24 protein-coding genes are annotated in these 26,126 nt (G+C 61.4%); 7 read left to right on the forward strand and 17 right to left on the reverse strand.

The annotated features are described in order from the left end of the window. Positions 1–143: 143 nt before the first annotated feature. Entirely contained in the window at positions 144–2,282 is a 2,139-nt protein-coding gene (locus BHD07_RS10485; RefSeq protein ID WP_338279786.1) for a TonB-dependent siderophore receptor, read from the forward strand. Between the two features lie 19 nt (positions 2,283–2,301). On the opposite strand, the gene BHD07_RS10490 is transcribed toward BHD07_RS10485, so the two are convergent. The 4 genes from BHD07_RS10490 to BHD07_RS10505 form a co-directional block, all read right to left on the reverse strand. After that, positions 2,302–3,201 carry a helix-turn-helix domain-containing protein gene (locus tag BHD07_RS10490; RefSeq protein ID WP_338279788.1) on the reverse strand — a complete coding sequence of 300 codons (900 nt, stop codon included), beginning with the start codon at positions 3,199–3,201 and terminating at the stop codon, positions 2,302–2,304. A gap of 175 nt (positions 3,202–3,376) precedes the next feature. Continuing rightward, positions 3,377–4,291: an agmatinase gene (locus tag BHD07_RS10495; protein WP_338280905.1), complete on the reverse strand. Its 915-nt coding sequence runs from the start codon at positions 4,289–4,291 to the stop codon at positions 3,377–3,379. 13 nt (positions 4,292–4,304) lie between these two features. Then, a complete protein-coding gene (locus BHD07_RS10500; protein WP_018096395.1) occupies positions 4,305–4,790 on the reverse strand; it encodes a YidB family protein in 486 nt (161 codons plus the stop codon). 27 nt (positions 4,791–4,817) lie between these two features. Further along, entirely contained in the window at positions 4,818–5,069 is a 252-nt protein-coding gene (locus BHD07_RS10505) for a GlsB/YeaQ/YmgE family stress response membrane protein (RefSeq protein WP_324764696.1), read from the reverse strand. 196 nt (positions 5,070–5,265) lie between these two features. On the opposite strand from BHD07_RS10505, the gene BHD07_RS10510 reads away from it, so the two are divergent. Beyond that, on the forward strand, positions 5,266–5,616 hold the full coding sequence (locus BHD07_RS10510; protein WP_324764697.1) for a DUF2200 domain-containing protein: 351 nt from the start codon (positions 5,266–5,268) through the stop codon (positions 5,614–5,616). A 114-nt stretch (positions 5,617–5,730) separates the two neighbouring features. On the opposite strand, the gene BHD07_RS10515 is transcribed toward BHD07_RS10510, so the two are convergent. From BHD07_RS10515 to BHD07_RS10535, 5 genes are all read right to left on the reverse strand, one after another. Beyond that, positions 5,731–6,318, reverse strand: coding sequence for a DJ-1/PfpI family protein (locus BHD07_RS10515; RefSeq protein WP_018096406.1), 588 nt, complete (start codon positions 6,316–6,318; stop codon positions 5,731–5,733). Positions 6,319–6,436: 118 nt separating this feature from the next. After that, on the reverse strand, positions 6,437–7,405 hold the full coding sequence (locus BHD07_RS10520; protein ID WP_100673494.1) for a substrate-binding domain-containing protein: 969 nt from the start codon (positions 7,403–7,405) through the stop codon (positions 6,437–6,439). 29 nt (positions 7,406–7,434) lie between these two features. After that, the gene (locus BHD07_RS10525; RefSeq protein ID WP_324764699.1) at positions 7,435–8,430 is read right to left on the reverse strand and encodes an ABC transporter permease; all 996 of its coding nucleotides are present in this window, start codon (positions 8,428–8,430) and stop codon (positions 7,435–7,437) included. Beyond that, positions 8,396–9,985 carry a sugar ABC transporter ATP-binding protein gene (locus tag BHD07_RS10530; protein ID WP_338279795.1) on the reverse strand — a complete coding sequence of 530 codons (1,590 nt, stop codon included), beginning with the start codon at positions 9,983–9,985 and terminating at the stop codon, positions 8,396–8,398. Before BHD07_RS10530 ends, BHD07_RS10525 begins: the two co-directional genes overlap by 35 nt. Further along, complete coding sequence (locus BHD07_RS10535; protein ID WP_324764701.1) at positions 9,982–10,674, reverse strand: GntR family transcriptional regulator; 693 nt, start codon at positions 10,672–10,674, stop codon at positions 9,982–9,984. The genes BHD07_RS10530 and BHD07_RS10535 overlap by 4 nt, the downstream gene beginning before the upstream one ends. A gap of 94 nt (positions 10,675–10,768) precedes the next feature. Here BHD07_RS10535 and BHD07_RS10540 point away from each other — a divergent pair, with 94 nt between their 5' ends. From BHD07_RS10540 to BHD07_RS10560, 5 genes are all read left to right on the forward strand, one after another. Beyond that, positions 10,769–11,797 carry an Ldh family oxidoreductase gene (locus BHD07_RS10540; protein ID WP_338279798.1) on the forward strand — a complete coding sequence of 343 codons (1,029 nt, stop codon included), beginning with the start codon at positions 10,769–10,771 and terminating at the stop codon, positions 11,795–11,797. Beyond that, a complete protein-coding gene (locus BHD07_RS10545; RefSeq protein ID WP_324764703.1) occupies positions 11,794–12,993 on the forward strand; it encodes an iron-containing alcohol dehydrogenase in 1,200 nt (399 codons plus the stop codon). The genes BHD07_RS10540 and BHD07_RS10545 overlap by 4 nt, the downstream gene beginning before the upstream one ends. 16 nt (positions 12,994–13,009) lie before the next feature. Next, positions 13,010–14,473 (forward strand): NAD-dependent succinate-semialdehyde dehydrogenase, encoded by a 1,464-nt coding sequence (locus BHD07_RS10550; RefSeq protein ID WP_338279800.1) that lies wholly within the window; start codon positions 13,010–13,012, stop codon positions 14,471–14,473. Between the two features lie 15 nt (positions 14,474–14,488). Next, on the forward strand, positions 14,489–15,334 hold the full coding sequence (locus BHD07_RS10555) for an alpha/beta hydrolase (protein ID WP_338279802.1): 846 nt from the start codon (positions 14,489–14,491) through the stop codon (positions 15,332–15,334). Between the two features lie 251 nt (positions 15,335–15,585). Further along, on the forward strand, positions 15,586–17,679 hold the full coding sequence (locus BHD07_RS10560) for an oxidoreductase (protein ID WP_338279803.1): 2,094 nt from the start codon (positions 15,586–15,588) through the stop codon (positions 17,677–17,679). A 60-nt stretch (positions 17,680–17,739) separates the two neighbouring features. On the opposite strand, the gene BHD07_RS10565 is transcribed toward BHD07_RS10560, so the two are convergent. The 8 genes from BHD07_RS10565 to BHD07_RS10600 form a co-directional block, all read right to left on the reverse strand. Beyond that, a complete protein-coding gene (locus tag BHD07_RS10565; RefSeq protein WP_338279807.1) occupies positions 17,740–18,717 on the reverse strand; it encodes a 3'-5' exonuclease in 978 nt (325 codons plus the stop codon). A 124-nt stretch (positions 18,718–18,841) separates the two neighbouring features. Continuing rightward, positions 18,842–19,522 (reverse strand): DUF2161 domain-containing phosphodiesterase, encoded by a 681-nt coding sequence (locus tag BHD07_RS10570; protein WP_338279808.1) that lies wholly within the window; start codon positions 19,520–19,522, stop codon positions 18,842–18,844. 158 nt (positions 19,523–19,680) lie between these two features. After that, a complete protein-coding gene (locus BHD07_RS10575; RefSeq protein WP_100673505.1) occupies positions 19,681–20,685 on the reverse strand; it encodes a TRAP transporter substrate-binding protein in 1,005 nt (334 codons plus the stop codon). A gap of 51 nt (positions 20,686–20,736) precedes the next feature. Next, positions 20,737–22,014, reverse strand: a complete 1,278-nt coding sequence (locus tag BHD07_RS10580; RefSeq protein ID WP_338279810.1) for a TRAP transporter large permease — start codon at positions 22,012–22,014, stop codon at positions 20,737–20,739. Further along, positions 22,014–22,547: a TRAP transporter small permease gene (locus BHD07_RS10585; protein WP_018096421.1), complete on the reverse strand. Its 534-nt coding sequence runs from the start codon at positions 22,545–22,547 to the stop codon at positions 22,014–22,016. The genes BHD07_RS10580 and BHD07_RS10585 overlap by 1 nt, the downstream gene beginning before the upstream one ends. Then, positions 22,548–23,744, reverse strand: a complete 1,197-nt coding sequence (locus BHD07_RS10590) for a fumarylacetoacetate hydrolase family protein (protein ID WP_338279813.1) — start codon at positions 23,742–23,744, stop codon at positions 22,548–22,550. It abuts the gene before it with no gap. Between the two features lie 147 nt (positions 23,745–23,891). Further along, entirely contained in the window at positions 23,892–24,617 is a 726-nt protein-coding gene (locus BHD07_RS10595) for a FadR/GntR family transcriptional regulator (protein WP_338279816.1), read from the reverse strand. 14 nt (positions 24,618–24,631) lie between these two features. Beyond that, positions 24,632–26,077 (reverse strand): FAD-binding oxidoreductase, encoded by a 1,446-nt coding sequence (locus BHD07_RS10600; RefSeq protein WP_338279817.1) that lies wholly within the window; start codon positions 26,075–26,077, stop codon positions 24,632–24,634. Between the last annotated feature and the right edge of the window lie 49 nt (positions 26,078–26,126).

Here is a 26,126-nt window from a genome sequence, read left to right on the forward strand (position 1 = left end):
CGTGGGAGAACGGCTTCACGCCGGGGCCGGTTGAGCGCAGCTTTCCTGTGTAGCGGACGGCTGGACGCGATGCAGTTCGGAGACCTCAAAGGGCGTTGGTATGGGGGCCCGCTTTCAGCATTTACGTCAATTGGAACATGGACATGGACATCGATCAGACCGGCCGCTGGCCAACGAGGGTACCGCTTCGTTCACGAGACGCATTTCTGTTGGGCTGCACAGCACTTTTTGCTTTAACGCCTGTCCTCTCGTTCGCACAGGACGCAGGCACTGAAGGCGACGCAACGGTGCTGGAGACTATTGTGGCGCGCGGCACCGGTGGCGGAAGCGTTCTCAATACGGAGGACGATTCAAAGTCGATCGTCGCCACCGAAACGACCGCCGCCGGCAAGATGCCGACCGATATCCTGGTAGCCCCTGCCTCGGTATCCGTCATCACCTCCAAAGAAATCGAGGAACGCGCCGCCGACACCATCGAGCAAGTCGTACAATATACGGCGGGGGTCGTGACCGACTTTTATGGTTCCGACGACCGTTACGACTACTTCGATATTCGCGGCTTCACTCCGTATACGTATCGCGACGGTTTGGCGATCGGCAGGACCTTTGCAGGGGTCAGGGAAGAGCCCTATGCCTTCGAGCGCATCGAGGTGTTGAAGGGCGCCAGCTCCTCAAGCTTTGGAGCGGCGGAACCCGGCGGATCGATAAACTATGTCACGAAAACGCCTAAGAGCGACCGTTTCGGTGAAGTCTATGGCACCGGCGGCTCGTTCTCGCATAAGGAACTCGGCTTTGATTTCGGTGACAATCTTACGGCGAACGACACCCTGTCCTACCGTTTGACCGGCAAATTTCAGCGCTCGGACGCGGAATACGATTATTCTCAGGATGACGAGAACTTCGTCATGGGCGGCCTGACGTGGCGCCCCACCGACGCGACAAATCTGACATTTGTCTTTGATCATCTCGACAGGGACGGAGTTCCCGGGAGCGGTGGCCACCCACTCGGGACCGATTTCGACAGGGATCAGTTTTTTGGGGAGCCGGACTATTACTTCACAGAGACGAACCGCAATAGCTACAGCGTTCTTTTCGACCACGATTTCGGCAACGGCCTGAGTGTCAGCTCCAACGCCCGCTACAGCAAGCTGAACGACGGGTTCGGCAGTGCCTATATCGGCAGCACGCCAACCGATGGCTCGACGGTGGCGGGTCGCTATTTCTTCGGAAATGAGAAATCGACTGAACAATTCGTCATCGATGCTCACCTAATTTACGAAGCAAGTCTCGACAATGTGGAAAGCCGCACGCTCTTAGGTGCCGACTACAATAAATACGAATCGGACAGTGCCAACTTTTACACGCCTGCACCTTCGATCGATTGGGAAAACCCGATCTATTCAGGTGGGCCCGGCGCGATGGCGCCTTATGCCAGCACGAACAACGACCAGCAGACCAACGCGATTTATCTGCAGCAGGATCTGACGTTTTTCGACAAGCTCACCGTGAGTGTCGGCTTGCGCAATGACTGGCTCGATCTTACCGAGACGAACCTCCTTGCGGGTACCACAAGGGCTGGCAACCACAGTGAATTTACGACGCGAATCGGCGCGAGCTATAAGATAACCGAGGAACTGGCGCCCTACATCAGCTACGCCGAGTCGGCCGCGCCGCCTGCCGCAGGTAGCGATCCCACGACGGGAAAGCAGTATGAAGTCGGGATCAAATATCGTCCGGATGCCTTTCCGGCCTTGTTCACCGCTTCCGTCTACGACCTGACGAAAGGCAACATTACGGTTTTTGACCAGGTCACCTATCTGCCGCAAACCGTCGAAAGGGTCAGACATCGTGGTTTCGAACTCGAAGCCAAGGCGGAGGTAACGAACAATATCAGCGTGATTGCCGCCTACAGCTACATCGATTCAAAGATTGAAGAACCTGGCGGTGCTAATGATGGCAACCGCCTCATGCGTGTCCCCAAGAATATTGCTTCGGTGTGGGGCACTTACACGCTGGAGGGCGACGGCGCGCGGGGCGACATGATGTTCGGGCTCGGAGCTCGCTACGCGGACGCCTATTACACGGACATCACCAACAGCTCATCGTCGGAAAGTGCAGTCGTCTTCGATGCAGCCTTTACTTACAAGGTTCAGGAAAACACCACGTTCCAGCTGAACGTCAACAATTTATTCGACGAAAAACACGTGGCGAGCAAGGACTCCGGGGCGGTCTACTACAATCCAGGCCGCAGCATTCTCGCGACGCTACGCCAGACTTGGTAGGGACTTGCCGACGGGATCTTCACGATTGCCGGAATTGCCGCATCCGCCGCCAGGCCGCGGGAGTTTCGCCAACGATCTGGCGGAAGACCTTCGTCAGGTGTGCCTGGTCGGAGAAGCCGAGCTGCGCGGCGATGCTGGCGACTGGCAGGTCGCTTTCGCCGAGCAGCTTTTTCGAAAGCTCGACTCGCTTTGCAAGTTGCCATTGCAGCGGTGTTTTACCCATTGTCTGCTTGAAGACGCTTGCAAACCAGCTTTCGGACAGGCCAACGACGGCGGCCATATCGGCGACGGACATACGATAATCACCAAGCGCTTCGACATGCGAGATGAGCTTGTTCATCTGTGCCTGCGTCAGCCTGCCGCCGGCCCTTTCCTCCCTCTCGGCAGGAATATCCAGAAGCCCCGCGACGATGCTGCCTATAAGGCTCTCCGCATAGACTGCATGCTTGGTAGGGCTCTTTATTTCGTCGGCCAGCAGCTTCGCCAACGCATCGATTGCTGCCACGTTTTGAAGCTCGACCGGACGGCGCAACGCCGTCAGCGCTGCGGAGCTCCCAACCGATGGAGCCAGAAACCGTAACACCCGATCCTTGTGAAGGTGCAGATTGAGGTGGCTGAAGCTATGTGTCTTCAGACTGCCCGTCCACAACGGCACACCGGCAGGAACATACACGGCACGCGCCATCGGGCGCGAATTCCTCGCCAGATCAGTGTCCTGGTTCGAAATGCGAACGTTCGACGAGACGTCGTTGAAGAAAAACATGATGCGCGGATCGTCCGCGAGATAATAGCCACTGGCACCGGGTTGACTCTCCGCCTCCCAAAGGACGCTGACCATCCCATCGTATTGGCGCCATTGGACTGGCGCCGTGACCCGAATGCCTTCGGTTTTCCAAGACATGGAATGCCAGAAGCTCATTTGTAGATCAGTTCTTCCTCTTCAAGGCGCCAGATGTCGGTGCGAGGACGAAATTGCACTGTCGTTCCGCATCCGCATCGCAGGCGAAGTAAGTGGAGCCGTAATCTCATCTTTTTTGCACACTGGCAAGCTGGGGCGTTTGTGGGAGGAGCGAAACCAGCGCTAAGCTTTTGGCTCAAACCTGCCGAACCACAGAACCTATCACATTGACGAGGATGCGTGCCGCGGTCAGAGCTGAGGTTCCGTCGATATCTGCGGGTGGGTAAAACTCCACGAGATCAAATCCCGCGATCCGTGCGCGCTTGGTAACGCCGCTGATCAGATCGATTACCTGAGTATAGGTTAGCCCTCCCGGCGTTCGCGCGGCCACGCCCGGCATGACGCTGGGATCGATGCTGTCGCAGTCGAGGGTGATGACAACACGCGCACCCTCCGGGATTTGTTGCAGAGCGGCCTCAACACCATGGCTATGCACCTCGCGTGCGGTGACAAAACGGCTGCCATAGCGGCGTGCCGCTTCGATATCGGTCATGCGAGCGCTGCCGACGCTGCGTAGCCCTACTTGCACGATACCGGCGACATGCGGCATCTCACTTGCCCGCCGCATTGGGCTCGAATAGCCATAGCGCTCACCATCCACCTCGTCGCGCCAATCGATGTGGGCATCGATCTGGAGAACCCAAATCGGCCTGTCATCCGCGAAAGCGGCGAGGAACGGAAAGGTCACGGAACAATCCCCGCCCAAGAGGATGGGGACCGCTTGAAGTGCCAGGATCTCACGCGTCTTCGCCTCAATCACAGCCCGGTTGCCGGCATTGTCATGCATGCTGGTAGGGATGTCGTCGGCGTCGACGCATGAGATTGGCCCGCCGTCAAATAGCGGACCACCGAGGTCGAAATCCCAATGCTCTATCAGCGAGGCATCTTCTTGGCTGGCTGCGCGTATGGCGTTAGCAGCTAGAGCGTATCCGCTGCTATCCTTGCCAGGGTACGTGCTTCCATGACCGGCGCCGAAGATCACGACGCGTGGCGTTTGGCCGTCAGAAAGGTGACCGGCGAGGCCGAGAAAGCCATTTGAGACGTGGCGCATCCCGCCGATCTGGCTATGCGGAAGCGGGGCCTGCGGACCGCCCAAGGACTTCCTCATCGTTCTGCGGCAACCGACCGTTCGGGGTCATCTTGTCCACCGCGTCCGGGATCGATGTCGAAAGGCGCTTCAGCAGCTCATCGTAGTCCAGGCCCGTCTTCGCGGCCAGTTCCTGGAGGGTATCCTTGCCGATCGACGCTTCAACCTGTTCGGCCGAAACGCCCTGAGACGGCTTTTCGGCGCTTACCCAGGAGTCTGCGGCCTCCCGGTTTCCACCGTTCTTGAACGCATCGACAAGTTCTCCCAGGCCTTTGCTGAGCGAACCTTCCTCGGAGCCACCGAACATCTTGCCGAGTTCGCCGAGAATGCCGCCGCTGTTCTGAGCGCCCCCCTTCGCGTCCTGAAAGATCTGTCCCAGCTTGTCCCGGTTCTGGTAGCCAGCGACCGCGAGCAGCCCCAATAGCGCCGCGAGCGACGGCATGGTGTTGCGAGATGAGGCCATGTCAGTTCCTTTCTGCTTGGTGAAACCTTAAGCGCGCCGGGCGACGGCACCCCATACGAGCAAAACGATCACGGCGCCGACGATAGCTCCGATGAACCCGGCGCCCTGATTGGCGTTGTACCACCCCAATGCCTGCCCCAGATATGAGGCGACGAAAGCCCCTACGATGCCCAGGATTGTCGTCAGGACGAAGCCTTTCGGCTCGTTGTCGCCGGGCACGACGATCTTCGCCACGATACCGGCGGCAAAGCCAATGATGATGGTCCAGATTATACCCATTCCAGAAATCCCTCGTTTAAGTAGCAGGTCTGCTCATTGCATCGGCGGGTTCGGAGGCTCCCGTCCTTTGAAAACAATTAAAGGGGGCTTCAGGAAAACACACATAGCGCGGCCCGACAAGCAGCAGCCTTGTGTCTTTTGCCGGCTCGTCAGCTATCCTGGGCCGGTAGGACATCCGGAACGTTCAGGAGGACGCATGGAGAAGCATCGCATCTATTCGGTCAGCCTCGCGAGCGTCTATCCCCACTATATCGCCAAGGCTGAGAAGAAAGGACGCACGAAGGCAGAGGTCGACCAGATCATCTGCTGGCTTACGGGATATGGCCAACAGGCCCTGGACGATCAGCTGGCGAAGAACACCGACTTCCAGAACTTCTTTGCGCAAGCACCTCGGATGAATCCCTCCCGATCGTTGATTACCGGGGTGATCTGCGGCGTCCGAGTGGAAGAAATCCAGGATACGACCATGCGGGAAATCCGCTACCTGGACAAACTGATCGATGAACTGGCGAAGGGGAAGGCGATGGAGAAAATCCTGCGGAAATAGTCAGCCCGGTTTCAAGATCATGCAGCAAAAGCGCACTCACGACCGGCTTTCGCCGCAAATGCCCTCGGGCCGACGACCCGAGGGCACGCAGTTGTCGATCTCACCCTCAATCCATTAGGTGTGGGTGATCTTCGTGCCGAGCACGTTCAGGCACTCGCGCATGAAAGCGGCGAGGCCGGTCCACCCCTTCGCCGAGACCATGTTGCCGTCGACATAGGCCCCGGTGGGCTCCACGTCGATGTAGATGCCACCGACAGCCGTCACCTCCGGCTCGCAGGCGCCAAGGCCGGCGACCTTCCGGCCCTTCAGCACGCCGGGCACAGCCATGAGGATCTGCACCCCATGGCAGATCGTGAAGATCGGCTTGCCCGTGTCGTGGAAGTGCCGCACCATGTCCTGAACGCGCTTGTCGGTGCGGATATATTCGGGGCCGCGTCCGCCGGCTGCATACACAGCGTCATATTCCTCGACCCGCACTTCGGAAAACGTCTTGTTGATGTCGGCGTAGTGGCCGAGCTTTTCCGTGTAGGTCTGGTCGCCCTCGAAGTCATGCAACGAGGTCTTGATACGGTCGCCCGCCTTTTTGTCCGGACAGACGACGTGCACCGTATGGCCGACGGCCTCCATGCCCTTTTGAAAAACGTAGATTTCATACTCTTCGGTGAATTCGCCGGTCAGCATGAGGATCTTCTTGCCGCTCATGTCATATCTCCTGTTGCCTTGGATAGGTTGAGACACGGGATGCGGGTGGAAAACCGCACACATTTTTCTCACCCGCTCTCGTGTTTGATCGATGCCCGGCCAGCAGGCCGGGCAACACTCAGAATGGGGAATCGGGGAAGTAGAATTGGTCGGCGTTCTCCGGAGTGATAAGCGGTGCACCGAGCAGGAACGAACCGCGCATCGGCGCCTGACCGGAGAATTGTGCCGCGGTCATATAGATCGCCGACTTGATCATCGACGGCGGATAGGGGGTCGAGACCGGTGTGCGCTCATTGCCTTCCTTCACCATTTCGATGACTTGCTTCATGCCGTTGCCGCCGAGGGCATACTTTATGTCCTTGCGGCCCGCGCGGTCGACGGCCTCGATGACGCCGAGCAACATGTCGTCGTCGTTGGCCCAGACGGCGTCGATCTTCGGGTACTTTGCGAGATAGTCCTGCATGAGCTTGAAGGCTTCGTCCTGGTTCCAGTTGGCGTACTGGATATCGAGGATCTTGATGTTCGTCTTGTTGATGACGTCCGAGAAGCCTTTGATGCGTTCGTCGTCGATCACGGTCGGGATGCCGCGCAAGACGACGATCTCGCCCTCCCCGCCAAGTTTATCGGAAAGCCAGCGCGCCGTATTGGCACCCACGGCGATGTTGTCGCCGGCGACATAGAGGTCCTGGATCGTCGGGTCGGTGAGGCCACGGTCGACCACGGAAATGAAGGTGCCCTTTTCCTTGATCTGCTCGACCGGTCCGGTCAGTTCTTCCGACGTAAACGGCAGAATGACCAGCGCGTCGAGCTTCCGGGTCGCCGACAGGTCTTCAAGCGCGGAGACCTGCGCGGTCGCCGATGACGCGGTCGACAGCACGACGTCTACATTTGGAAAGGCGGCCTCGACCTCCTTCTCAGCCTGCTCTGCATGATAGACGACTCCTCCCGTCCATCCATGCGTTGCGGCCGGAATTGAGACGGCGACAGTCACGTTCCTCTCCTGGGCCTGAGCGCTGCCCAGCGGCAGAGCCAGGACCAGGGTAGCCGTCGATAACAAGAGTCCAGCCTTGCGGATAATAGACTTCATTTTCTCCTCCTTCGAAGTCGGTGCTGTTTTCAGCGGTTGGCAGTAAAGCGGTGCGCCAGCATGGCGACGATGATGATCGCTCCCTGAACGGCGGCGACGAGGTATTCCGAGACCATGTCCGACAGAACCATGACGTTGGCGATCACCTCGAGGATGAGGGCGCCGGCCACCGTGCCGCCAATGCGTCCCCGCCCGCCGCGGAGCAGCGTGCCGCCGATCACGACCGCGGTGATGACCTGCAGCTCCCAGAGCTGTCCGGTCGTTGGCGTTGCCGCGCCGAGGCGGGGCACATAGCAGATCGCAGCGACGGCGACGCAGAAGCCCTGGATCACGTAAGCGACGGTACGCACTCCGGCGACGTTGACGCCTGAAAAGCGCGCGACCTCGACATTGGATCCCGCCGACTTCAAGCGGCGGCCATACTTGGTCTTGTAGAGCAGGAAGGCGCCGGCCACGACGACGACGAAGGTGATGAGCACCGGATAGGGAATGCCGAAGACGCTGCCGAAATAGACCGGACGATAGGCTTCCCGGAGGCTGCGATCGATAGGCAGCGAGCCGCCATCGGTCATGAAGGTGATGAAGGCGCGGAAAATGCCCATCGTGCCCAGCGTCACGATGAAGGGCTCTATTCGCCCGACGGTCACGATAAGCCCGTTGAAGAGGCCGCACAGCGCTCCGACCAGCAGCGCGATGCCCGCTCCCATCGGAATCGCCCAAGGTCCAAATGCCGGGGCGAGTTGGTTCATCGCCATGATCATGATACCGGTGACGAAGGCCATCATCGAACCCACGGACAGGTCGAGCCCGCCGGACGAGATGACGAAGGTCGCCCCGACGGCGATGATCGCGATGAAGGCGCTCCGCGTAATGACGTTGATCAGATTGGCCGACGACACGAAGTTGGAGTTCACCAGCGCCCCGAACAGCACGATCACCGCAAGAGCGATGAAGGGCGCCAGATCGGCCCAGCGGATGCGCGCTCCTTCGTCAGTGGGTGCGAGTGTTGCTGTCGCTGCGGTCATGTTTCTCCTCCCCGACGTCCGCGCGCCCACCGGTCGTGGCGGCGTAGACGACATTTTCCTCATTGATTTCATTGCCGCTCAGCTCAGCGACGATCCTCCCGGCACGCATCACCAGAACGCGGTCGGAAAGACCCACCAGTTCCGGCATTTCCGACGAAATGACGATGCAGGCCTTGCCGGCGCGCACCATCCCGTCGATGAATTCATAGATCTGGCTCTTGTTGCCGATATCGATCCCGCGCGTCGGCTCGTCGATGATGATCACCGAGGGGTCGGCCATCATCACCTTGGCAAGGAGCAGCTTCTGCTGGTTCCCACCCGAAAGCTGGCTGGCTTCGAGGCGTAGCGAGCGAACGCGGATGTCGTAATCGGCCACCGCCTTTCGAAGGCGGGAAAGCTCTCCCCGCTTGTCCAGAAGGACACCCGGATTGATCGTGTCCAGCGCCTGCAGGGTGAGGTTGGGACCGAGCTTCTCCTCCAGGAGCAGGCCTTTGCCCTTGCGGTCCTCGGTGAGGTAAACCAGGCCGGCGTCCATTAAGGTGCCGACGGAACGGCTCCCGATCTGCCGGCCGTTCAGGACAATGCTTTCAACCTCTGACGGACGAAGACCCATCAGGCCCTCGATCAGTTCGGTACGACCCGCCCCGATCATGCCGCCGATACCCAGCACCTCGCCGGGCCTGACGCTAAATGAGACCTTCTGCGAGCCGTGGTCGACGGCAAGGTTGGTGACTGACAGGATCGGAGCCGCAGTCGCGGTTGGCCGCTTATGCGGATAGAGCATTTCCAGCTCCCGCCCGACCATCAGCTCCGCCATTTCACGCTGGCCGAGGCCGGCCGCCGGCCAAGTCCCGATCATGCGGCCGTCCCGAAGCACGGTGACGCGGTCGGCAAGCGCCTGAACCTCATCGAGGCGATGGGAGATGTAGAGCACCGCAACCCCGTGATCGCGCAGGCTGCGAACGATGTCGAGCAGCGCCGCCACTTCGTCGTTTGCGAGAACCGCAGTCGGCTCGTCGAAAATGACGACCTTTCGCTCGTCCAGAAGGGCGCGCGCGATCTGCACGAGCTGGCGCTGGGCGAGCGGCAGCTCACCCACACGGTCGCGCGGCCGGGCCGCTGAACCGACCCGCGCGAGGAGTTCGGCGGCACGACTGGTCATCGCCTTGTCATTGACCAGCAGACCTCGGCCGACCTCGCGACCCAAATACAGGTTTTCCGCAACGGTGAGGTCCGCAGCGAGCAGGATTTCCTGGTGCACGAGTACAATGCCGGCATTTTCCGCCTCCACCGCGTTTCGGAACTCAACCGACTTGCCCTCCAGGAGCAGGTGGCCGGCCGTCGGGGCAACATGGCCGGAAAGGAGCTTCATCAGCGTCGATTTTCCGGCGCCGTTCTCACCGATAATGGCGTGAACCTCCCCGGCGCGAACCTCGAGCGTGACGCCCGAAAGGACGGTAATCGGACCGTAGGCTTTGCCAAGACCCTCTGCCGCGAGTGCGGCAACAGCGGGGTTTGGCGGCGCTACCGCATTGGAAGGCAGAGCGGCGTTCATTCGAACGCCGAAAGCAAACGATCGCGCGAGCGTTCGATGTGGACGCGCATGGCATAGTATGCGGCCTGCGGATCGCGCGCCCGGAAGGCAGCCAGCAGGCTCTCATGCTCTTCGAGCGCCTCCTCAGTCACCCGGATGTGGAACATCAGCCGGAAGATGTGCAGATGGACATGCTGGTTCGACAGCGTGCTGCGGATCACGTCGTTCCCGGCGATCTTCAGGATCGCGTCATGGAACTGCGCATCGGCGCGGGCAAAGCGGGAGTAGCGCGTGTTACGATCGACCGGCGCCTCGCCGTGGCCCATGTCGGCCGCGGAATTCTCGAGCTGCTGGAGCGCCTCCGGAGTCATGTTGACGGCGGCAAGCCGGGCAGCTTCGGGCTCGACCAACAGGCGAAAAGCATAGAGGTCTTCGAACTGCTTGCGCGTCCATTGCGGGGCTGCACTATAGCCGATCAGATGCTCTTTGCGAACGAGGCCCTCGCGTTCCAGGCGGCTCAGCGCCTCGCGGATCGGTGTCTGGGATACGCCGAGTTCGCGAGCGAGGACATCGATCGGAATGCGTGCACCAGGCGCAATATCGAGGGACATCAGCCGGTGATAGATGCTGTCATAAACGCCTTCGACCACACTCGTCGGGCGAATACCAGCCCCCCTGCTTGACCTCTCCGCTGCAACTGCCACTGCCATTCTCCGACTGCTTATTGACATACGACGTTTTGTTGCAAATAACATATCGCATGTCAAATACAATATCGTATATGATCTGATATAGGATTATCGAATGAGGCTGCCGCCCTCCCGCCTGAGGAATCTGAGCGTCGCTCTGCTGGAAAAGCGGGGTGTTCCCGCCGACTCCGCTCGTCTTCAGGCAGATCTCCTCCTGGAGGCCGAGCTGCGCGGATTGCCCTCCCACGGCCTGCAACGCCTGCCATTGCTTCTGACCCGGCTCGATAAAGGGCTCGCGAACCCCACGACGCGTGGAAAGGGAGTCTGGCGAAGACACTCATTTCTGAGCGTCGACGGCGAACGCGGCCTGGGCCCGGTCGTGATGATGAACGCCCTGCGCGTCATGCAACGCACCCTTAAGGAGACAGGACTCGCCATTGCCGCGATCCGCAACGCCAATCACCTGGGAATGCTTGCCTATTATGCGGAGGCCGCCGCAAGAGACGGCCTGATCGGCATTGTCATGTCGACCAGCGAAGCGCTCGTGCACCCATTCGGCGGAACGCAAGCCATGGTCGGCACCAATCCGGTCGCGATCGGCATTCCTGCGGGTGACCGCCCTTTCGTGCTGGATCTCGCAACCAGCATCGTTTCCATGGGCAAAATCAACAACCATGCGATTCGCGGTCTCGCGATCCCGGCCGGCTGGGCAGTGGACCGAGACGGTCGCGCCACAACCGATCCGCACGCGGCACAGGCAGGGGCGATCGCGCCGTTCGGCGACGCGAAGGGATATGGTCTGGGCCTTGCGATCGAGCTTCTTGTCGCGGCGCTTGCCGGATCCAATCTGGCGCCTGATGTGCATGGAACGCTCGACGACATTCATCCCGCCAATAAAGGCGACCTTCTCATTCTGATCGATCCCTCGGCAGGCGCGGGTAACACACCGGAACTTGCCGCCTATCTCGACCGCCTGCGCCTATCCCGCCCGCTCGACCCTGCGCAACCAGTCGCCATTCCGGGAGACGGGGCACGAGTACGCCGCGCTGCAGCAGCGAAGACTGGCATCGAACTGCCGCGGACGCTTTTCGACCAGCTTACGGCCCTCGAGGTCGCTGAATTCATCGGAGGACATACGCAATGAACCTATTCGGCACACTAAGGGCGCCTGGCGAATTGCTTTTCGGCGCCGGGCAGCGCCATGCCCTTGGCGGCATCGCCGCCAAGCTCGGCCGGCGCGCGCTGATCGTCACCGACACGCGCCTTGCAGTGGATGCCGACCTGCTTACGCTGGTGCGGCGACTGGAGGAGGCAGGGCTTGAGGCGATGGTGGACAGTTCCACCCTGCCGGACGTTCCCGTGGAATCGGCCATCGCGAGCGCTGCCGCGGCCAGGGGCTTTGCGCCGGACCTCGTCATCGGCATCGGTGGCGGGTCCTGTCTCGACATGGCGAAATGCGTCGCCCTCCTCCTTACCCACGGCGGGCGGCCACAGGACTATTATGGCGAACATGCCGTCCCGGGCCCGGTGATGTCATTGATCGCCATTCCCACCACCGCCGGCACCGGCTCGGAGGTGACGCCCGTCGCCGTGCTTTCGGATGCCGAACGTAGCCTGAAAGTTGGCATTTCAAGCCCGCACCTGATCCCGGCGGTATCGATCTGCGACCCCGAACTCACACTCTCCTGCCCATCCGGCCTGACTGCAATCGCCGGCGCGGACGCCCTGACGCATGCGATCGAAGCCTTTACGGCCATCCGGCGCGAGCCCGTCCCCGGTATCGCGCAGCAGCGCGTCTTCGTCGGTAAGAACGCGCTTTCCGATCACTTTGCCCTTGGCGCCATTACCCTCCTGTGGCAGGGGCTGGAGAGGGCCTGCAAGGACGGCGCCGACGCCGGCGCGCGCGAAAAGGTGATGCTCGGCGCAACGCTCGCCGGTCTTGCTTTCGGGGTGGCGGGCACTGCCGCGGCCCACGCCATCCAGTACCCCGTCGGCGCGCTCACCCATACGGCCCATGGCCTCGGGGTCGCCTGTCTCATGCCCTATGTCATGACCTGGAATGCGCCGCTCATCCGCGACGAACTCGCGCAGATCGCGCATGCGGCCGGGCTCGGCGGACCGGATGAAGTGATCCCTGCCCTCGTTTCGCTCTTCGAACGCATCGGCATTCCCGCCACGCTGCGGGATCTCGGCCTCGAGGAAGACCGGATCGACTGGGTGGCGGAACAAAGCTCGGGTATCGCACGCCTCATCCAGAACAATCCCCGCCCCCTGAACCCGCACGAGATGCGCAACCTCGTCGCCGCCGCCCATTGCGGCGACCGCTCGCGCCTGAACTGAGTCGAAAGGACCCTCCATGACCTTCCATGCCAAGTTTTCCGGCTACGCCGATCCCGCCCTGCATTCCGCGGGCCTCTACATCGGCGGCAAATGGCAAAGCGGTAGGGGAATAACCGTTCTCGACCCTTCGACCGGCAATCTGCTGGCCGAGGTCGCCGACGCCTCCATCGAGGACGCACAGCGCGCAGTCGATGCCGCGCATGCCGCTGCCGCAGGGTGGCGCGCCACTCCGGCTCGCCAGCGCTCGGAAATCCTGAGACGCTGGTATCAGCTGATGACACAGCACGCCGAGGAGCTTGCAACTCTCATCGCACTGGAAAACGGCAAGGCCCTGGTCGACGCACGCGGCGAAGTCGCTTATGCCGCCGAATTCTTCCGCTGGTACGCTGAAGAGGCGACCCGCATTCCGGGCGAATTCCGGCGCACTCCCTCCGGGTCGCACAATATCCTCGTTGACCATGAGCCGATCGGCATTGCCGTCCTGATCACGCCCTGGAATTTCCCCGCCGCTATGGCGACGCGCAAGATCGGGCCCGCCCTTGCCGCCGGCTGCACGGTGATCCTGAAACCTGCCTCGGAGACGCCGTTGACGGCCTACGCCATGGCCAGACTCGGCGAAGAGGCGGGCGTTCCGCCTGGCGTCGTCAACGTGCTGACCACAAGCAATCCAGGCGGAATAGCGAATGCGATGCTCGCCGATTCGCGGGTTCGTAAGCTTTCATTCACCGGCTCGACCGGCGTTGGCCGCGTTCTGCTTGCCGAAGCCGCCAAGTCGGTCGTCAGCTGCTCGATGGAGCTCGGCGGCAACGCGCCCTTCATCGTGTTCGACGACGCGGACCTCGAAGCGGCACTCGACGGTGCGATGATCGCCAAGATGCGAAACGCTGGAGAAGCCTGCACTGCCGCCAATCGTTTCTATGTCCAGGCGGGCATCCATGATGCGTTTGTCGCCGGCCTCACGGCGCGGATGATGTCACTGAAGATCGGTCCCGGATACGATCCCGAGACGCAATGTGGACCGATGATCACGCAAAACGCCGTCCGCAAGATCGACCGGCTCGTCTCAGAGGCACTCGCCGCGGGTGCGCGGGCAACGACCGGCGGCAAACCGCTTACGGAAAACGGGTACTTCTATCCGCCGACGGTACTCGAAAACGTCCCCGTAAACGCGTCGATCGCACGTGAGGAAATCTTCGGACCGGTCGCGCCTGTCTACAAGTTCGAAAGCGACGACGAGGCGATCCGCCTCGCAAACAATACCGAGTATGGCCTCGCCGCGTACATCTACAGCCGCGATCTCAAACGTGCGATGACGGTCGGAAAGCACATCGAAACCGGCATGCTCGGCATCAACAGGGGCCTGATGTCAGACCCCGCCGCTCCCTTCGGCGGCGTTAAACAGAGCGGCCTTGGCCGCGAAGGCGGCGTGACCGGCATTCTGGAATTCATGGAGCCGAAATATTATGCAGTTGATTATTGATCGGCGGGGCAGACGATGACAGCACAGGACTTTTACCGCATTCGCGACTTCGTGCCCGATTTCGACGCCATCGCCGCAGAGTTCGCCGAACGCAGCCGGGCCTTATCGGCGCGCGCCGATGTGAGGGCAGACATACCGTACGGCGCCGGCGCCCGCGAGGTCGTCGATGTCATCTTGCCGGAGCGCCTACAGGCCGGCGCGCCCCTGCATGTGTTCGTTCACGGCGGATATTGGCGCTCCGGCGAAAAGATCAACTATCGTTTCGTCGTTGCACCGGTTCTTGCGGCGGGCGGCATTGCGGCCCTGGTCGAATACAACCTGATGCCTCGCAGCCGCTTGGACGTGCTAGTGGATCAGGTTCGGCGATCGGTGCTCTGGCTTCAGGCCCACGCAAGCGATTTCGGCGCGGATCCTGCGCGACTGACCGTCAGCGGTCATTCGGCAGGCGCGCATCTTGCTTCCTTCCTCGCAGCAACCGGGCCCGAGGAAGCCTATCCGCCCTCCCTGCCGACACTTCAAGGCTTGCTGCTTCTAAGCGGAATCTACGACCTGTCGGGCATACCGGACAGCTTCCTTCGACACGAAGCGGAAATGACACCGATGGAAGCTGCCGCATGGTCCCCTCTCACCAGCTCGCAGCTCCCCTGCCCGACGCGCGTCATCGCCTATGGCGCGGACGAGACGACGCCATTCCACAGTCAGGCGGCCGGACTATGTGAGCTGCTGCGTGCGCAGGACGAAAGTGCCGAACTGCTCCCGGTTCCTGATCTCAACCACATGAGCGTCGTGCTCGATCTTGCCGATACCGACGGCATACTCGGCCGGCAGCTTCACGATTTGGTGGCCAGACCAACCCGGTGAATCCGGAAAAGCGCCTTGGGGCGAAATGCTCGCCGCGAGCGCCGAAGAAGTTCGGCGCTGGTGCGTTGGTCCATGTCGGCCGCATTGAAGGGATGCGAACCGCGGACCACATCAAAAACTACGCCGCAGCATAATATTATACACTCGTATAACAAATCTCTTGCCTGACGGAAGGTTCCCGATATCTTGCCGCCACCCCAACCGCGGCGCTCCGGCGCGGTGGACCGCAGCTCCCTTCAGGATCCAAGGCAATGTCCCGAGACACCCGCTTCGATATTCTCTTCGAACCCGTAAAGATCGGCCCGGTCACAGCGCGCAACCGCTTCTATCAGGTGCCCCACTGTTCCGGCATGGGCTACCGCTACCCCAATGCGGAAGCCCAGCTGCGCGGCACGAAGGCGGAAGGCGGTTGGGCGGTCGTCTCCACCCAGGAGGCGGAAATCCACCCGACGTCGGACCTGACACCAGCCAACGAAGCTCGTCTTTGGGACGACGGCGATCTGCCGGCCCTTTCCGCCGTCACGGAACGTATCCACGCCCATGGCAGCCTCGCGGCCATCCAGCTCGTGCACAACGGCCTTCACGTCGCCAACCGCTTCAGCCGGATGATCCCGCTCGCTCCCTCGCACGCCGTCAGCGACAGCCTCGATCCCGTCCAGGCGCGCGCAATGGACAAGGCCGACATCAGCGACATGCGCCGCTGGTATCGCAATGCCGCGCTTCGCGCCAAAAAGGCCGGCTTCGACATCGTCTATCTCTATGCCGGCCACGACATGAGCGTGTTGCAGCACTTCCTGTCACGCCGCCATAACGACCGCAGCGACGAATATGGCGGCTCCTTCGAAAACCGGCTCCGCCTGTTCCGAGAGATTCTCGATGATGTGCGCGAGGCGATCGGTGACACCTGTGCGCTCGCGGTGCGCCTTGCCGTCGACGAACTGATGGGCCCCTCCGGGATCACCTGCGAGGGCGAGGGGAAAGACATCATTTCGGCGCTCGGCGAACTTCCGGACCTTTGGGACGTCAATCTCTCCGACTGGTCGAACGATAGCCAGACGGCTCGTTTCTCCGAGGAGGGCTACCAGGAGCCCTATATCCGCTTCGTCAAATCCGTCACCACCAAGCCGGTGGTCGGCGTCGGCCGTTATACGTCGCCGGACAGCATGGTGCGGGTTATCAAGCAGGGCATTTTGGACTTCATCGGGGCCGCGCGCCCGTCGATCGCCGATCCCTTCCTCCCGAAGAAGATCGAGGAAGGGCGCATCGATGACATCCGCGAATGCATCGGCTGCAACATCTGCACTTCCGGCGACAATACCAACGTGCCGATGCGCTGCACGCAGAACCCCACGGTTGGCGAGGAATGGCGCAAGGGCTGGCATCCGGAGACCATCGCGGTGTCCGAAACTCCCGAACCCGCCCTCATCATCGGCGGCGGACCGGCGGGCCTGGAAGCGGCACGGGCGCTTGCCCAGCGCGGCGTCGATGTCGTGCTGGCGGAAGGCGGCGGCGAATGGGGCGGTCGCGTTGCGCGCGAATGTCGGTTACCCGGTCTTGCGACCTGGGGCCGCGTGCGCGACTGGCGCATCGGCCAACTCAGCACCCGCGTCAATGCCGAGCTTTACCTGCACAGTCCGCTTTCGGCCGCCGACATACTGCAATACGGCATCCCCCATGTGGCGATCGCGACCGGAGCGAGCTGGCGCACCGACGGCGTTGGCCGCACCCACCGGGTGCCGCTCGATTTTCTGTCGAAAGGCATCCTCGTCTCTCCCGACGCAATTCTCTCCGGGGGCGCCGAGGCGGTGCCCGCCGACGGTCCCGTCATCGTCTTCGACGACGATTGCTTCTACATGGGCAGCGTGCTTGCCGAACTGCTCGCCAGGAGTGGACGCACGGTCACCTTCGTGACCCCCGAAACCCAGGTCTCGCCCTGGAGCAGGAATACGCTGGAGCAGGCGCGTATCCAGAAGCGCCTCATCGATCTTGGCGTCGAGATCGTCACGGCCATGGCCCTCGCCGGTCGGACGAACGACCAACTGGAACTGTCCTGCGTCTACAGCGGCAGGACCCGTCCGGTCGATTGCGCCACTCTCGTCCCGGTCACCGCCCGCCTGCCGGACGAAACGCTGTGGCTGGAACTCAAAGCACGCGAAGACGAGTGGGCCGATGCCGGCATCAAGACCGTCACCCGCCTCGGCGACTGCCTCGCGCCAGGCCTGATCGCCGCCGCCGTCTATTCCGGCCATCAATATGCCCGGACCTATCAGGAACAGGTCGACAAGGATCGGGTGCCATTCATGCGGGAGGATATTGGAAGGCTTTACGGTCTTCGCTCGGCGTAGGATGGTACGGAGCGGCGGCCCCCACCGAATGGGTTGGGCACGCTCGACCGCGATGCTCGATTATCTTCGCGCTCTGTATCTGTCGAACGCCGTCAGCCGCTGCGTCGGAGGATCTGCCTCGTCCCAGCGATAGATCTCTTTCCGAAGGAAGCCGAGTTCAACCTCGAGCTCCTCCTCGGCGACCTCTGTCCACCATGATTTTGGGCGGCCGTCGCTGCCGTCAGACCAGCGGTACCCGCGAGCCTTCAGCACGTCCTTCAGGTCGAACGGCGCATTCTCCGCGAAAATCCTGACCCGTGAACGCTGGCTCGCTTGGTAAAGTTCGGCAAAGGGCGGCAGCTTGGCACCGTCCGTAGACTGCTCAAGTACCTCGAGGAGAGCAAAGCAGTCATCCACGGCCCGATGCCCGTCATGGAAATGTCCGCTCTGACCGATCAGATAGCCGAGCTTGGTGCCTTCGAAACCTCGGCCGCTCCAATCGACTTCGGAGACCGAGCATGCCCAGGCCTTGCGGACAAACACATCCGAAAGCGCCTCGCAAAACGGCCGATCGAAGCCGGCATTGTGGGCGATGACGAGATCCGCAGGCCCAACGATCGCTTGGACTGCAGCAATATCGATCGACTGGCCGGCGACCATGGCATCGGTAATACCGGTCAGCCGGGTGATGTCGGGTGGAATGGCAATGGTCGGCTGCTGCAAACCGCCATAAACAGCGACCACATCGCCGATCTCACCCTCTGCGTTGTAGGTGAACGCGACCAGCCCGATCTCGATGATCTCGCATCTACGGGCATCGAGGCCGGTTGTCTCGGTGTCGAGGATGACGCCCCTCAGGGGGAAGCCGGGTCTCACGTCGGACACGACCGTGCGGGCTTCAAGCTTTCGCAATATCCTGTAGCGACCCGTCGCCTTCAACGCGGCGAGCATCTCGGTTTCGGAAAGGGAGGTCGATGCCTGCCGCCGGGCCCGGCTTCGCTCGGTTCTCGCGGCTGCTGGTCGCACATCTCGGGCAAACATGTCGAGCTGAGAGGTCATCCGGTCCCCATCGTTAAGGTGCTCCAACTCTAAAGCGCCGCTTGGCCTGTGAACACCTCCCCCATGCTCATACCCACCGATAATGCGGTGGAGCACCCCACATGCGCTCAGCGCGTCGGCAAAATCAGGCCGGGACGGCCGTTTTCGCCTGCGTGTCCTGCTGCGGCCACCGCTGCAGTGCTTCCCGTCCGGCCTCCGTCAGGCCATAGACGCCTCTGTCGAGCCGTTCAAACCAGCCATAGACATTCGAAAGCAGTATCTTCCCGGCATCCGGTACGCCGGATCTGATTTCACGCACGCGCAGCGGGCCTGATTCCAGCGCCAGCGCACAGCCGAGCGCCTGCTGGCGGTACGCGGTCATGACAGGCGCGCGTGTGCTCCCGCCTATTGCGGGATCGCCGCGCCGCCTCTGGTGTTCGCGCATGAGCTTCGAACGCCGTTTCGGATTGGTTCGCGGCATCGGCGATACGGAGCCGACGATCACGCTGACGTCGCCGGCATCGGAAATGCCGAGCATGCCGACCCCGAGCCTGCGACAGAGATCGCGGTAGCGTTTATCGGCCTCGCGCCCTTTTCCCTTGGCCGAGACCCGAGCCGCGATCCAGACCTCGTCCGCGACAGCGGCGCGATCGACGGCCTGCAGTATGAGCTCCAGATTGAAGCGCAGCTTCAGTTCGCAGATCACGACCACGCGCGGATCGTCGTCGCTCAGGCCGACGAGATCGCAGCCGTCGACCTCGCCCTTGACGACGTAACCTGCCTTTTCGAGAAAGCCTTTGACGGGGAGATAAAGCGACGTTTCCATATGCCTGCAGGTTGAAGTGAAGAATCGCTCTGTAAGCTATATCGATCCGCCCCTACCGGACAATCATCCTAACCGGATAAAACCCGCGGCCGGGCGGCCGCGGGTCTCCTGGAAGCGTAGAGCAAGGCCACGCTCCGTGACGCAGCCTGTGCTTTTGTTTACTTGCGGATCTCTTCCAGTTTGGCGAGAATGGCGTCCACCACGTCGGCACCGATCTCAGCCTTGTGCTTTTCATAGACGACCATGGACTTCTCGCGGATGCGAGCCTGTTCTTCAGCAGACAGGGTGTTCACTTCGAGACCAGCTTCCTTGATCTTCTCCAGCGACTTCTTGTTGAGCTCCTGGATGACCTTGCGCTCCTCATCGCGACCGACCACTGCGCATTCACGCAGTGCTGCCTGCTCTTCCGGCGTATAGCTGTCGAAGATCGGCTTCGAGAACAGGAAGAGGAAGGGCGTGTAAGCGTGGTTCGTCTCGGTCACGTACTTCTGCACTTCGAAGAACTTCGACGTATCGATCGTCACATAGGGGTTTTCCTGCGCATCGATCGCCTTGGTTTCGAGCGCCGAGAAGACTTCGCCGAAAGCCATCGGAGTGGCGTTGGCACCGAGGTTCTGGAAGGTGTCGAGGAAGATGTTGTTCTGCATCACGCGAACCTTCATCCCTTCGAAGTCTTCCCACTTGGTGACCGGACGAACCGAGTTCGACAGGTTACGGAAGCCGTTTTCCCAGTAGGCGAGATTGACCAGGCCGGCCGCTTCCAGCTTCTCGTTCATCATGTCGCCGAAATCGCCATCGAGCACCGTGTAGGCTTCCTGAGCGTTGCCGAAGAGGAACGGCAGATCGAATACGCCGAGTGCCGGTATGATGCCGACGAGCGGCGAGGAAGAGGTGACGACGGCCTCCTGCACGCCGGAGCGCAGGGCCTGCGTCGCCTGAAGGTCGCCGCCGAGCGCGCCGCCCCAGAAAGCGGTGAGCTTCAGCTTGCCACCGGATTTCTGATCGAGACAGGCCTGCATCGCCTTGATGCCGTTACCGACCGGATGGTCTTCGTTGATGCCGTTCGACACCCGGATGTTGCGGTCGTTGAACTCGGCGAAAGCCGGCGCCGCGGCCGAAAGACCGAAAGCGATGGCAGTCGTGGCAAGAAGCAGTTTTCTCACGGGGGTATCCTCCCTTGGATTGTTGGTGAGGGGTTGCGGGTTAAAGCCCTTCTAATGGAGCCAGCGTGCGGGCACGATGACGATGTCCGGGAACAGGACCAGAAGGAAAAGCACGAGTATCTGAGCGATCAGAAATGGCGTCACGCCGACAATTACCTTGCCGAGCGGAACCCGGCCGACGCCGCTGACGACGTTCAATACGACGCCGACAGGTGGGGTCAGCAGCCCTATGCAGGTATTCATGATGAACAGGACACCGAAGTAGACAGGATCAATTCCGGCCTGCTTGATGATCGGCATGAGCACCGGCGTCAGGATCAGGATCGTGGGCGTAAGGTCGAGTGCGGTGCCCACCACCAATACGACCAGCATGATGACGAACATCAGAAGCGTCGGGCGGTCGATCAGCGGAGAGATGAAGCCGGTGATTTCCGCTGGTATGTTCGCTGCAGTGATCAGCCACGAAGAAACGAGCGCGGCGCAAACGAGGAACATGATCACAGCGGTGGTCTTCGCCGCCTGGAGTATGACACCCGGCAGGTCACGCGGCTTGAGTTCCCGATAAATGAACATGCCAACAAAGAGGGCGTAGACTGCGGCGACCACAGCAGCTTCGGTTGGCGTCACGACGCCGGCCTTGATGCCGCCGAGGATGATGACCGGCATGCCAAGAGCCCAAAGCGCCCGCCCGGTGGCGCGGAGCCGCTCGTTCGCCGGGGTGCGTGGAAGCGGCTGGATATCATCCTTCCGCACGACCAGCAGCCACGTGCCGACAAGGGCGATACCCATGATGAGACCGGGCACGATGCCTGCCATGAAGAGCTGCGTAATCGAGACGTTCGCCGCCACTCCGAACACGATGAAGGCCATGGATGGGGGGATGACGGGGGCAATGACACCACCTGCAGCGATCAGGCCCGCGGACCGGGGAACGTTGTAGCCGGCCTTCGCCATCATCGGGATCAGGATTGCCGCAAGTGCCGCAGTGTCGGCTGCCGCCGAACCCGAGATACTCGCCATGATCACGGCCGCCATGATGGCGACGATGCCGAGACCGCCGCGTATATGACCGACACAGGCGATTGCGAAATCGATGATGCGACGCGACAATCCCCCGGCGTTCATCAATTCACCGGCGAGAATGAAGAACGGGATGGCGAGGAGCGTGAAGGTATCGGCGCCCGCGATCATGTTTTGAGCGATGATCTGGGTGTTGAACATGCCCATGTACCACATGAGCACGACGCCGCAGAACATCAGCGAGAAGGCAACCGGCACGCCGATTGCCATGGCGCCGAGCAACGAAACGATGAAGACGACAAGGGTCATTAAGTGCGCTCCGCCAGCTGCTCGAGAGACATGTTTTCACCGGCGAAGGCGGCGATTTCTTCTTCCGTGACGCGCCCCGTCAGCAGGCGGAAAAGGCGCTCGAGCGCGATCAGGACCACGCCCGCTCCGGTGAAATATCCGATCCCGTAGACCCACAGCATCGAGATGCCGGTAACGGGTGCGGCCATCGAGGCATTGATCGGCGATTGCTTCCAGGTACCCCAGAAGAAGATCGCCGACACGGCGATGACGACGATATTGGAGAGGATCATGCAGATGATGCGGCCCTTGCGGCCGAACAGCGAGACCAAGGTCTCGACCCCGACATGCGAATTTTCACGGAAGGTGACAACCGCGCCGATGAAGGTGAGCCACACGAAGAAATACCGTGACATCTCGTCCGAGACGTTGATGCCGGAGTTGAAGCCGTAGCGCAGCACGACGTTCAGGAACACCATCACCGCCATGCCTGCGAGCAGCACGATCAAAAGCAGCTCGAGCAGTTTATAGAACGTATCGATCGCTTTTTGCATCTAGGCCTCCCGTTTCGCCTGCAAGAGCCCGCGTTCGGCCAGGTTCTTCATCAGAGCGCCCAGGCCGAAGCTCCATTTCGGGCAGCGGTCGCTATGATCGACCCAATTTACGAGGCGTCCGAGGCGCGGCGTCGAGATCTCGACCCGGTCTCCGATTTCATGGGTGAAACCGAGCCCGGCGCCCCGACGATCCTTCACTGGCGCAAACATCGTTCCGAGGAAGAAGACCACGCCATCCGGATACTGGTGGTTGTCGTTGAGAAGTTGCGAAACGAGGTCTTCCGGGCTGCGGCTGATGGCCGACATCGGGCTGACGCCGGTCATCTTGAAACCCTCTTTGCCGTCGACGAGAAGCGAGACTTCCGCCTGTTTCACGTCCTCGATCGTGAAAGCACCGTCGAAGAGCCGGATGAAGGGGCCGATCGAGCAGGACGCATTATTGTCCTTCGCCTTGCTGAGAAGCAGTGCGGAGCGGCCTTCGAAGTCCCGAAGATTGACGTCGTTGCCGAGCGTCGCACCGACGATCCTGCCCTTCGACGTGACGGCAAGCACCACCTCCGGCTCCGGATTGTTCCAGTCGGATTTGGGGTGGATACCGATATAAGCACCACAACCGACCGAAGACATGGGCTGCGCCTTGGTGAAGATTTCAGCATCGGGACCGATACCCACTTCGAGGTACTGCGACCAAAGACCGAGCTCCTGGAGCAGTTTCTTGACCTCGGCGGCCTTGTCGGAGCCGGCTACGAGGCCTTTGAGGTTGTCGCCGAGGACGGGGGCCAGCCGGCCGCGAATTTCCTGCGCGCGCAGCGGATCGCCCTTGGCCTGCTCCTCGATCACCCGCTCCAGCATGCTGTCCGCAAAGGTGACGCCGGCCGCCTTGACGGCCTGCAGATCGGCAGGCGCCAGAAGATCGCCCGCCTCGCCACGAAGGAATGCATCGAGAGAGCCGAGGCTGGCAAAGCGCGACGGGTCGCGCAACGCGTCGACAAGACCGTCGATCTCAAGAAGCTCGGAAATCGTTGCTGCGAGTGGGGTCAGGTCGAAAACCTCTCCATCCGAGATCAGGACCGGGCAAGGTCCGCCGGCGGTTTTTGACCAGACGCGCCCGACGAGCATCGCGCCGGATGCGTCCGCAGGCTGGATTGATTCGGCGCTCAGTGCCTGTTCGAAACTCACGAGAAATCCTCCGCTCATCTCGTACCTCGAAGGTACGGGTCTCCTATTGTCAGGATGTCTGACAACGGGATGACCTGCTTCTAGTATGACTTTTTGCCCATGTCTAGGCCGTTGGTAAGTAAAGTCTGATACGCCCTTCACGGGCCGCGCCGCCCGACTCGAACCTCAGGACGAGAAGCTTTCAATCGTCAGGTCCAGGCGGGCCGCCGCCCCGTTCAGATGGTTGCGCATCGCCTCCTCGGCCTTGGCCGGATCCCGCGCCGCCACGCCATCTCGGATAGAGACATGTTCCGCAATCGTGACTTCGACGATCTCCTCCAGAATTGCAGCGGCGCGTGCCGCGTTGATCGCCAGGCTGATCCGCTCGGCGATGAATCCGATGAAAAGCAGGAAATATTCGTTATGGGTGGCCGCCGCAATCGCCCGATGAAATGCGAGGTCGGCGACGATCCCCTGCTCCGTCCATTTTTCCGCGCCGGTCATCTGCTGCAACGCCTCGTCGATCTTGCCCAATTCCTGCGGCGTATGATGGATCGCCGCAAGCCGGGCCGCCTCCACCTCAAGCGGAATACGGAGTTGAAACAGATCCCGGAAACTTCCCCGATTGGCGAGATCTCCCTGCTCTATACGAAGCGATTGCCGGCGCTCGATTTCCGTGGCGAAGGCACCGACGCCCTGGCGCGTTTCCACCAGGCCCTCATTTCTCAATTGAGCTATCGCCTCCCGCACCACCGAGCGGCTGACGCCGAAGGTCGTGGCGAGCAGATGCTCCGTCGGCAGTTTCTCTCCGGGTGCGATACGTCCTTCGGTGATCTCCCTGCCGATCTTCGCCGCGATGCGCGCGGGCAAATGCTCGCTCCTGCTGATCTGGCCGAAATCCATTGCCGCCAAGATTGCTCTCCCTTTTAGAATCTCAGTTGACAACCGGGATTCATGATCATCTCCGGGTCAACGGCATGCTTGAGCGCCGTCAACAGCTTTCGGCGGGTCTCCGGCAGCCTGGCGTCGAAATCCGGTCGCTTCAGGCGCCCGATACCGTGCTCGGCGCTGATGCTTCCGGTATAGCGATCGAGCACCTCGTTCACGACCGTCTTGGCCTTGTAGATCAATTCAATCCGCTCGTCGGGCGTACTGCCGGCCGGCGGCAGGACGTTGAGATGCACATTGCCGTCGCCGACATGGCCATAGGAAACGCTGACGGCGCCGGGAAGTGCGTCGGAGACCGCCTTTTCCGCCTCGTCTACGAAGGATGCCAGCTGCGAGAGCGGAACGGAGATATCGGTGCGCATATGAGCGCCGCGTTTCGCCTGGCCTTCGTTCATGCCCTCGCGGATCAACCAAAGATTGCGCGCCTGCGTCTGCGAGGCGGCGATCGTTCCGTCGAGGACGAGCCCTTCCTCCATCACACCTTCGAGGAAGCGCTGCATCAGATCGTCGACATCGACGAGGCCGGAGCCGGAGATCTCCATCAGCACATAGGCTGGATATTCCGCCGAGATCGGGATCGGCAAATCCGGCATCGCCTCCTGCGCCAAGGTGAAGGCGAGCGGCGGCATGAATTCGAAGGCCGACATCAGGTCGCAGCAGTCCCGACGCGCCCGGCGATAGAGCTTGATGGCATCTTCCAGGGAGGCAAGACCGAGCAGCGCCGTGGCCACGTGATCCGGATAGGGCGTCAGCTTGATGGAGACGGCGGTGATGATGCCGAGCGTGCCTTCCGCACCGATGAAAAGCTGCTTCAGGTCGATGCCGCGATTGTCCTTTCTCAACGTCGACAGACCTTCGAGGATGCTGCCGTCCGGGAGGACCACTTCAAGTCCCAGCACCAATTCGCGGGTCATGCCGTAGCGGAGCACGTTGATGCCGCCGGCATTCGTCGAAACATTTCCACCGATCTGGCAGCTTCCCTGCGCACCGAGTGCAAGCGGAAAGAACATGCCCATCTCCGCAATCGCATCCTTGAGTTCGGACAGGATGCAGCCGGACTCGACCACCGCCGAAAAGTCGGCCGGATCGATCTTGCGGATGCGGTTCATGCGAGAGAGAGAAAGCACGACCTGCCTCTCCGGAGCATCGGGGATCGCGCCGAGCACGAGGCCGGTATTGCCGCCCTGCGGCACGATCGAAAGCCCAAGCTCACGGCAGGCCTTCACGGCCGCCGCCACCTGCTCCGTCGAGCGCGGGCGAATCACCGCCACGGTGCCGCTGGTTACGTCGCCATGCCAGTCGCGGCAGTAACGGAGCATTTCCTCCGTTTCGCTCAGCACGATATCCTCGCCGAGCATCTGACGTAGCACCAGGCGCAGTTCCGCAGGTCCCTTTGCTTCCTCTATCGTGCCTGCGCTCGTCATGCTCCTTGCCCCTCCTCGCGCGTCTCTGCGAAAGCGTCCGCTATATGCC

The organism is Sinorhizobium sp. KGO-5 (assembly GCF_036245905.1).
In the GTDB taxonomy this organism is placed as follows: domain Bacteria; phylum Pseudomonadota; class Alphaproteobacteria; order Rhizobiales; family Rhizobiaceae; genus Sinorhizobium; species Sinorhizobium meliloti_A.

Coding starts and splice junctions, on each gene's coding strand:
- BHD07_RS10485 (WP_338279786.1), top strand. CDS start 144: ATGGACATCGATCAGACCGGCCGCTGGCCAACGAGGGTACCGCTTCGT.
- BHD07_RS10490 (WP_338279788.1), bottom strand. CDS start 3,201: ATGAGCTTCTGGCATTCCATGTCTTGGAAAACCGAAGGCATTCGGGTC.
- BHD07_RS10495 (WP_338280905.1), bottom strand. CDS start 4,291: ATGCGCCACGTCTCAAATGGCTTTCTCGGCCTCGCCGGTCACCTTTCT.
- BHD07_RS10500 (WP_018096395.1), bottom strand. CDS start 4,790: ATGGCCTCATCTCGCAACACCATGCCGTCGCTCGCGGCGCTATTGGGG.
- BHD07_RS10505 (WP_324764696.1), bottom strand. CDS start 5,069: ATGGGTATAATCTGGACCATCATCATTGGCTTTGCCGCCGGTATCGTG.
- BHD07_RS10510 (WP_324764697.1), top strand. CDS start 5,266: ATGGAGAAGCATCGCATCTATTCGGTCAGCCTCGCGAGCGTCTATCCC.
- BHD07_RS10515 (WP_018096406.1), bottom strand. CDS start 6,318: ATGAGCGGCAAGAAGATCCTCATGCTGACCGGCGAATTCACCGAAGAG.
- BHD07_RS10520 (WP_100673494.1), bottom strand. CDS start 7,405: ATGAAGTCTATTATCCGCAAGGCTGGACTCTTGTTATCGACGGCTACC.
- BHD07_RS10525 (WP_324764699.1), bottom strand. CDS start 8,430: ATGACCGCAGCGACAGCAACACTCGCACCCACTGACGAAGGAGCGCGC.
- BHD07_RS10530 (WP_338279795.1), bottom strand. CDS start 9,985: ATGAACGCCGCTCTGCCTTCCAATGCGGTAGCGCCGCCAAACCCCGCT.
- BHD07_RS10535 (WP_324764701.1), bottom strand. CDS start 10,674: ATGGCAGTGGCAGTTGCAGCGGAGAGGTCAAGCAGGGGGGCTGGTATT.
- BHD07_RS10540 (WP_338279798.1), top strand. CDS start 10,769: ATGAGGCTGCCGCCCTCCCGCCTGAGGAATCTGAGCGTCGCTCTGCTG.
- BHD07_RS10545 (WP_324764703.1), top strand. CDS start 11,794: ATGAACCTATTCGGCACACTAAGGGCGCCTGGCGAATTGCTTTTCGGC.
- BHD07_RS10550 (WP_338279800.1), top strand. CDS start 13,010: ATGACCTTCCATGCCAAGTTTTCCGGCTACGCCGATCCCGCCCTGCAT.
- BHD07_RS10555 (WP_338279802.1), top strand. CDS start 14,489: ATGACAGCACAGGACTTTTACCGCATTCGCGACTTCGTGCCCGATTTC.
- BHD07_RS10560 (WP_338279803.1), top strand. CDS start 15,586: ATGTCCCGAGACACCCGCTTCGATATTCTCTTCGAACCCGTAAAGATC.
- BHD07_RS10565 (WP_338279807.1), bottom strand. CDS start 18,717: ATGACCTCTCAGCTCGACATGTTTGCCCGAGATGTGCGACCAGCAGCC.
- BHD07_RS10570 (WP_338279808.1), bottom strand. CDS start 19,522: ATGGAAACGTCGCTTTATCTCCCCGTCAAAGGCTTTCTCGAAAAGGCA.
- BHD07_RS10580 (WP_338279810.1), bottom strand. CDS start 22,014: ATGACCCTTGTCGTCTTCATCGTTTCGTTGCTCGGCGCCATGGCAATC.
- BHD07_RS10585 (WP_018096421.1), bottom strand. CDS start 22,547: ATGCAAAAAGCGATCGATACGTTCTATAAACTGCTCGAGCTGCTTTTG.
- BHD07_RS10590 (WP_338279813.1), bottom strand. CDS start 23,744: ATGAGCGGAGGATTTCTCGTGAGTTTCGAACAGGCACTGAGCGCCGAA.
- BHD07_RS10600 (WP_338279817.1), bottom strand. CDS start 26,077: ATGACGAGCGCAGGCACGATAGAGGAAGCAAAGGGACCTGCGGAACTG.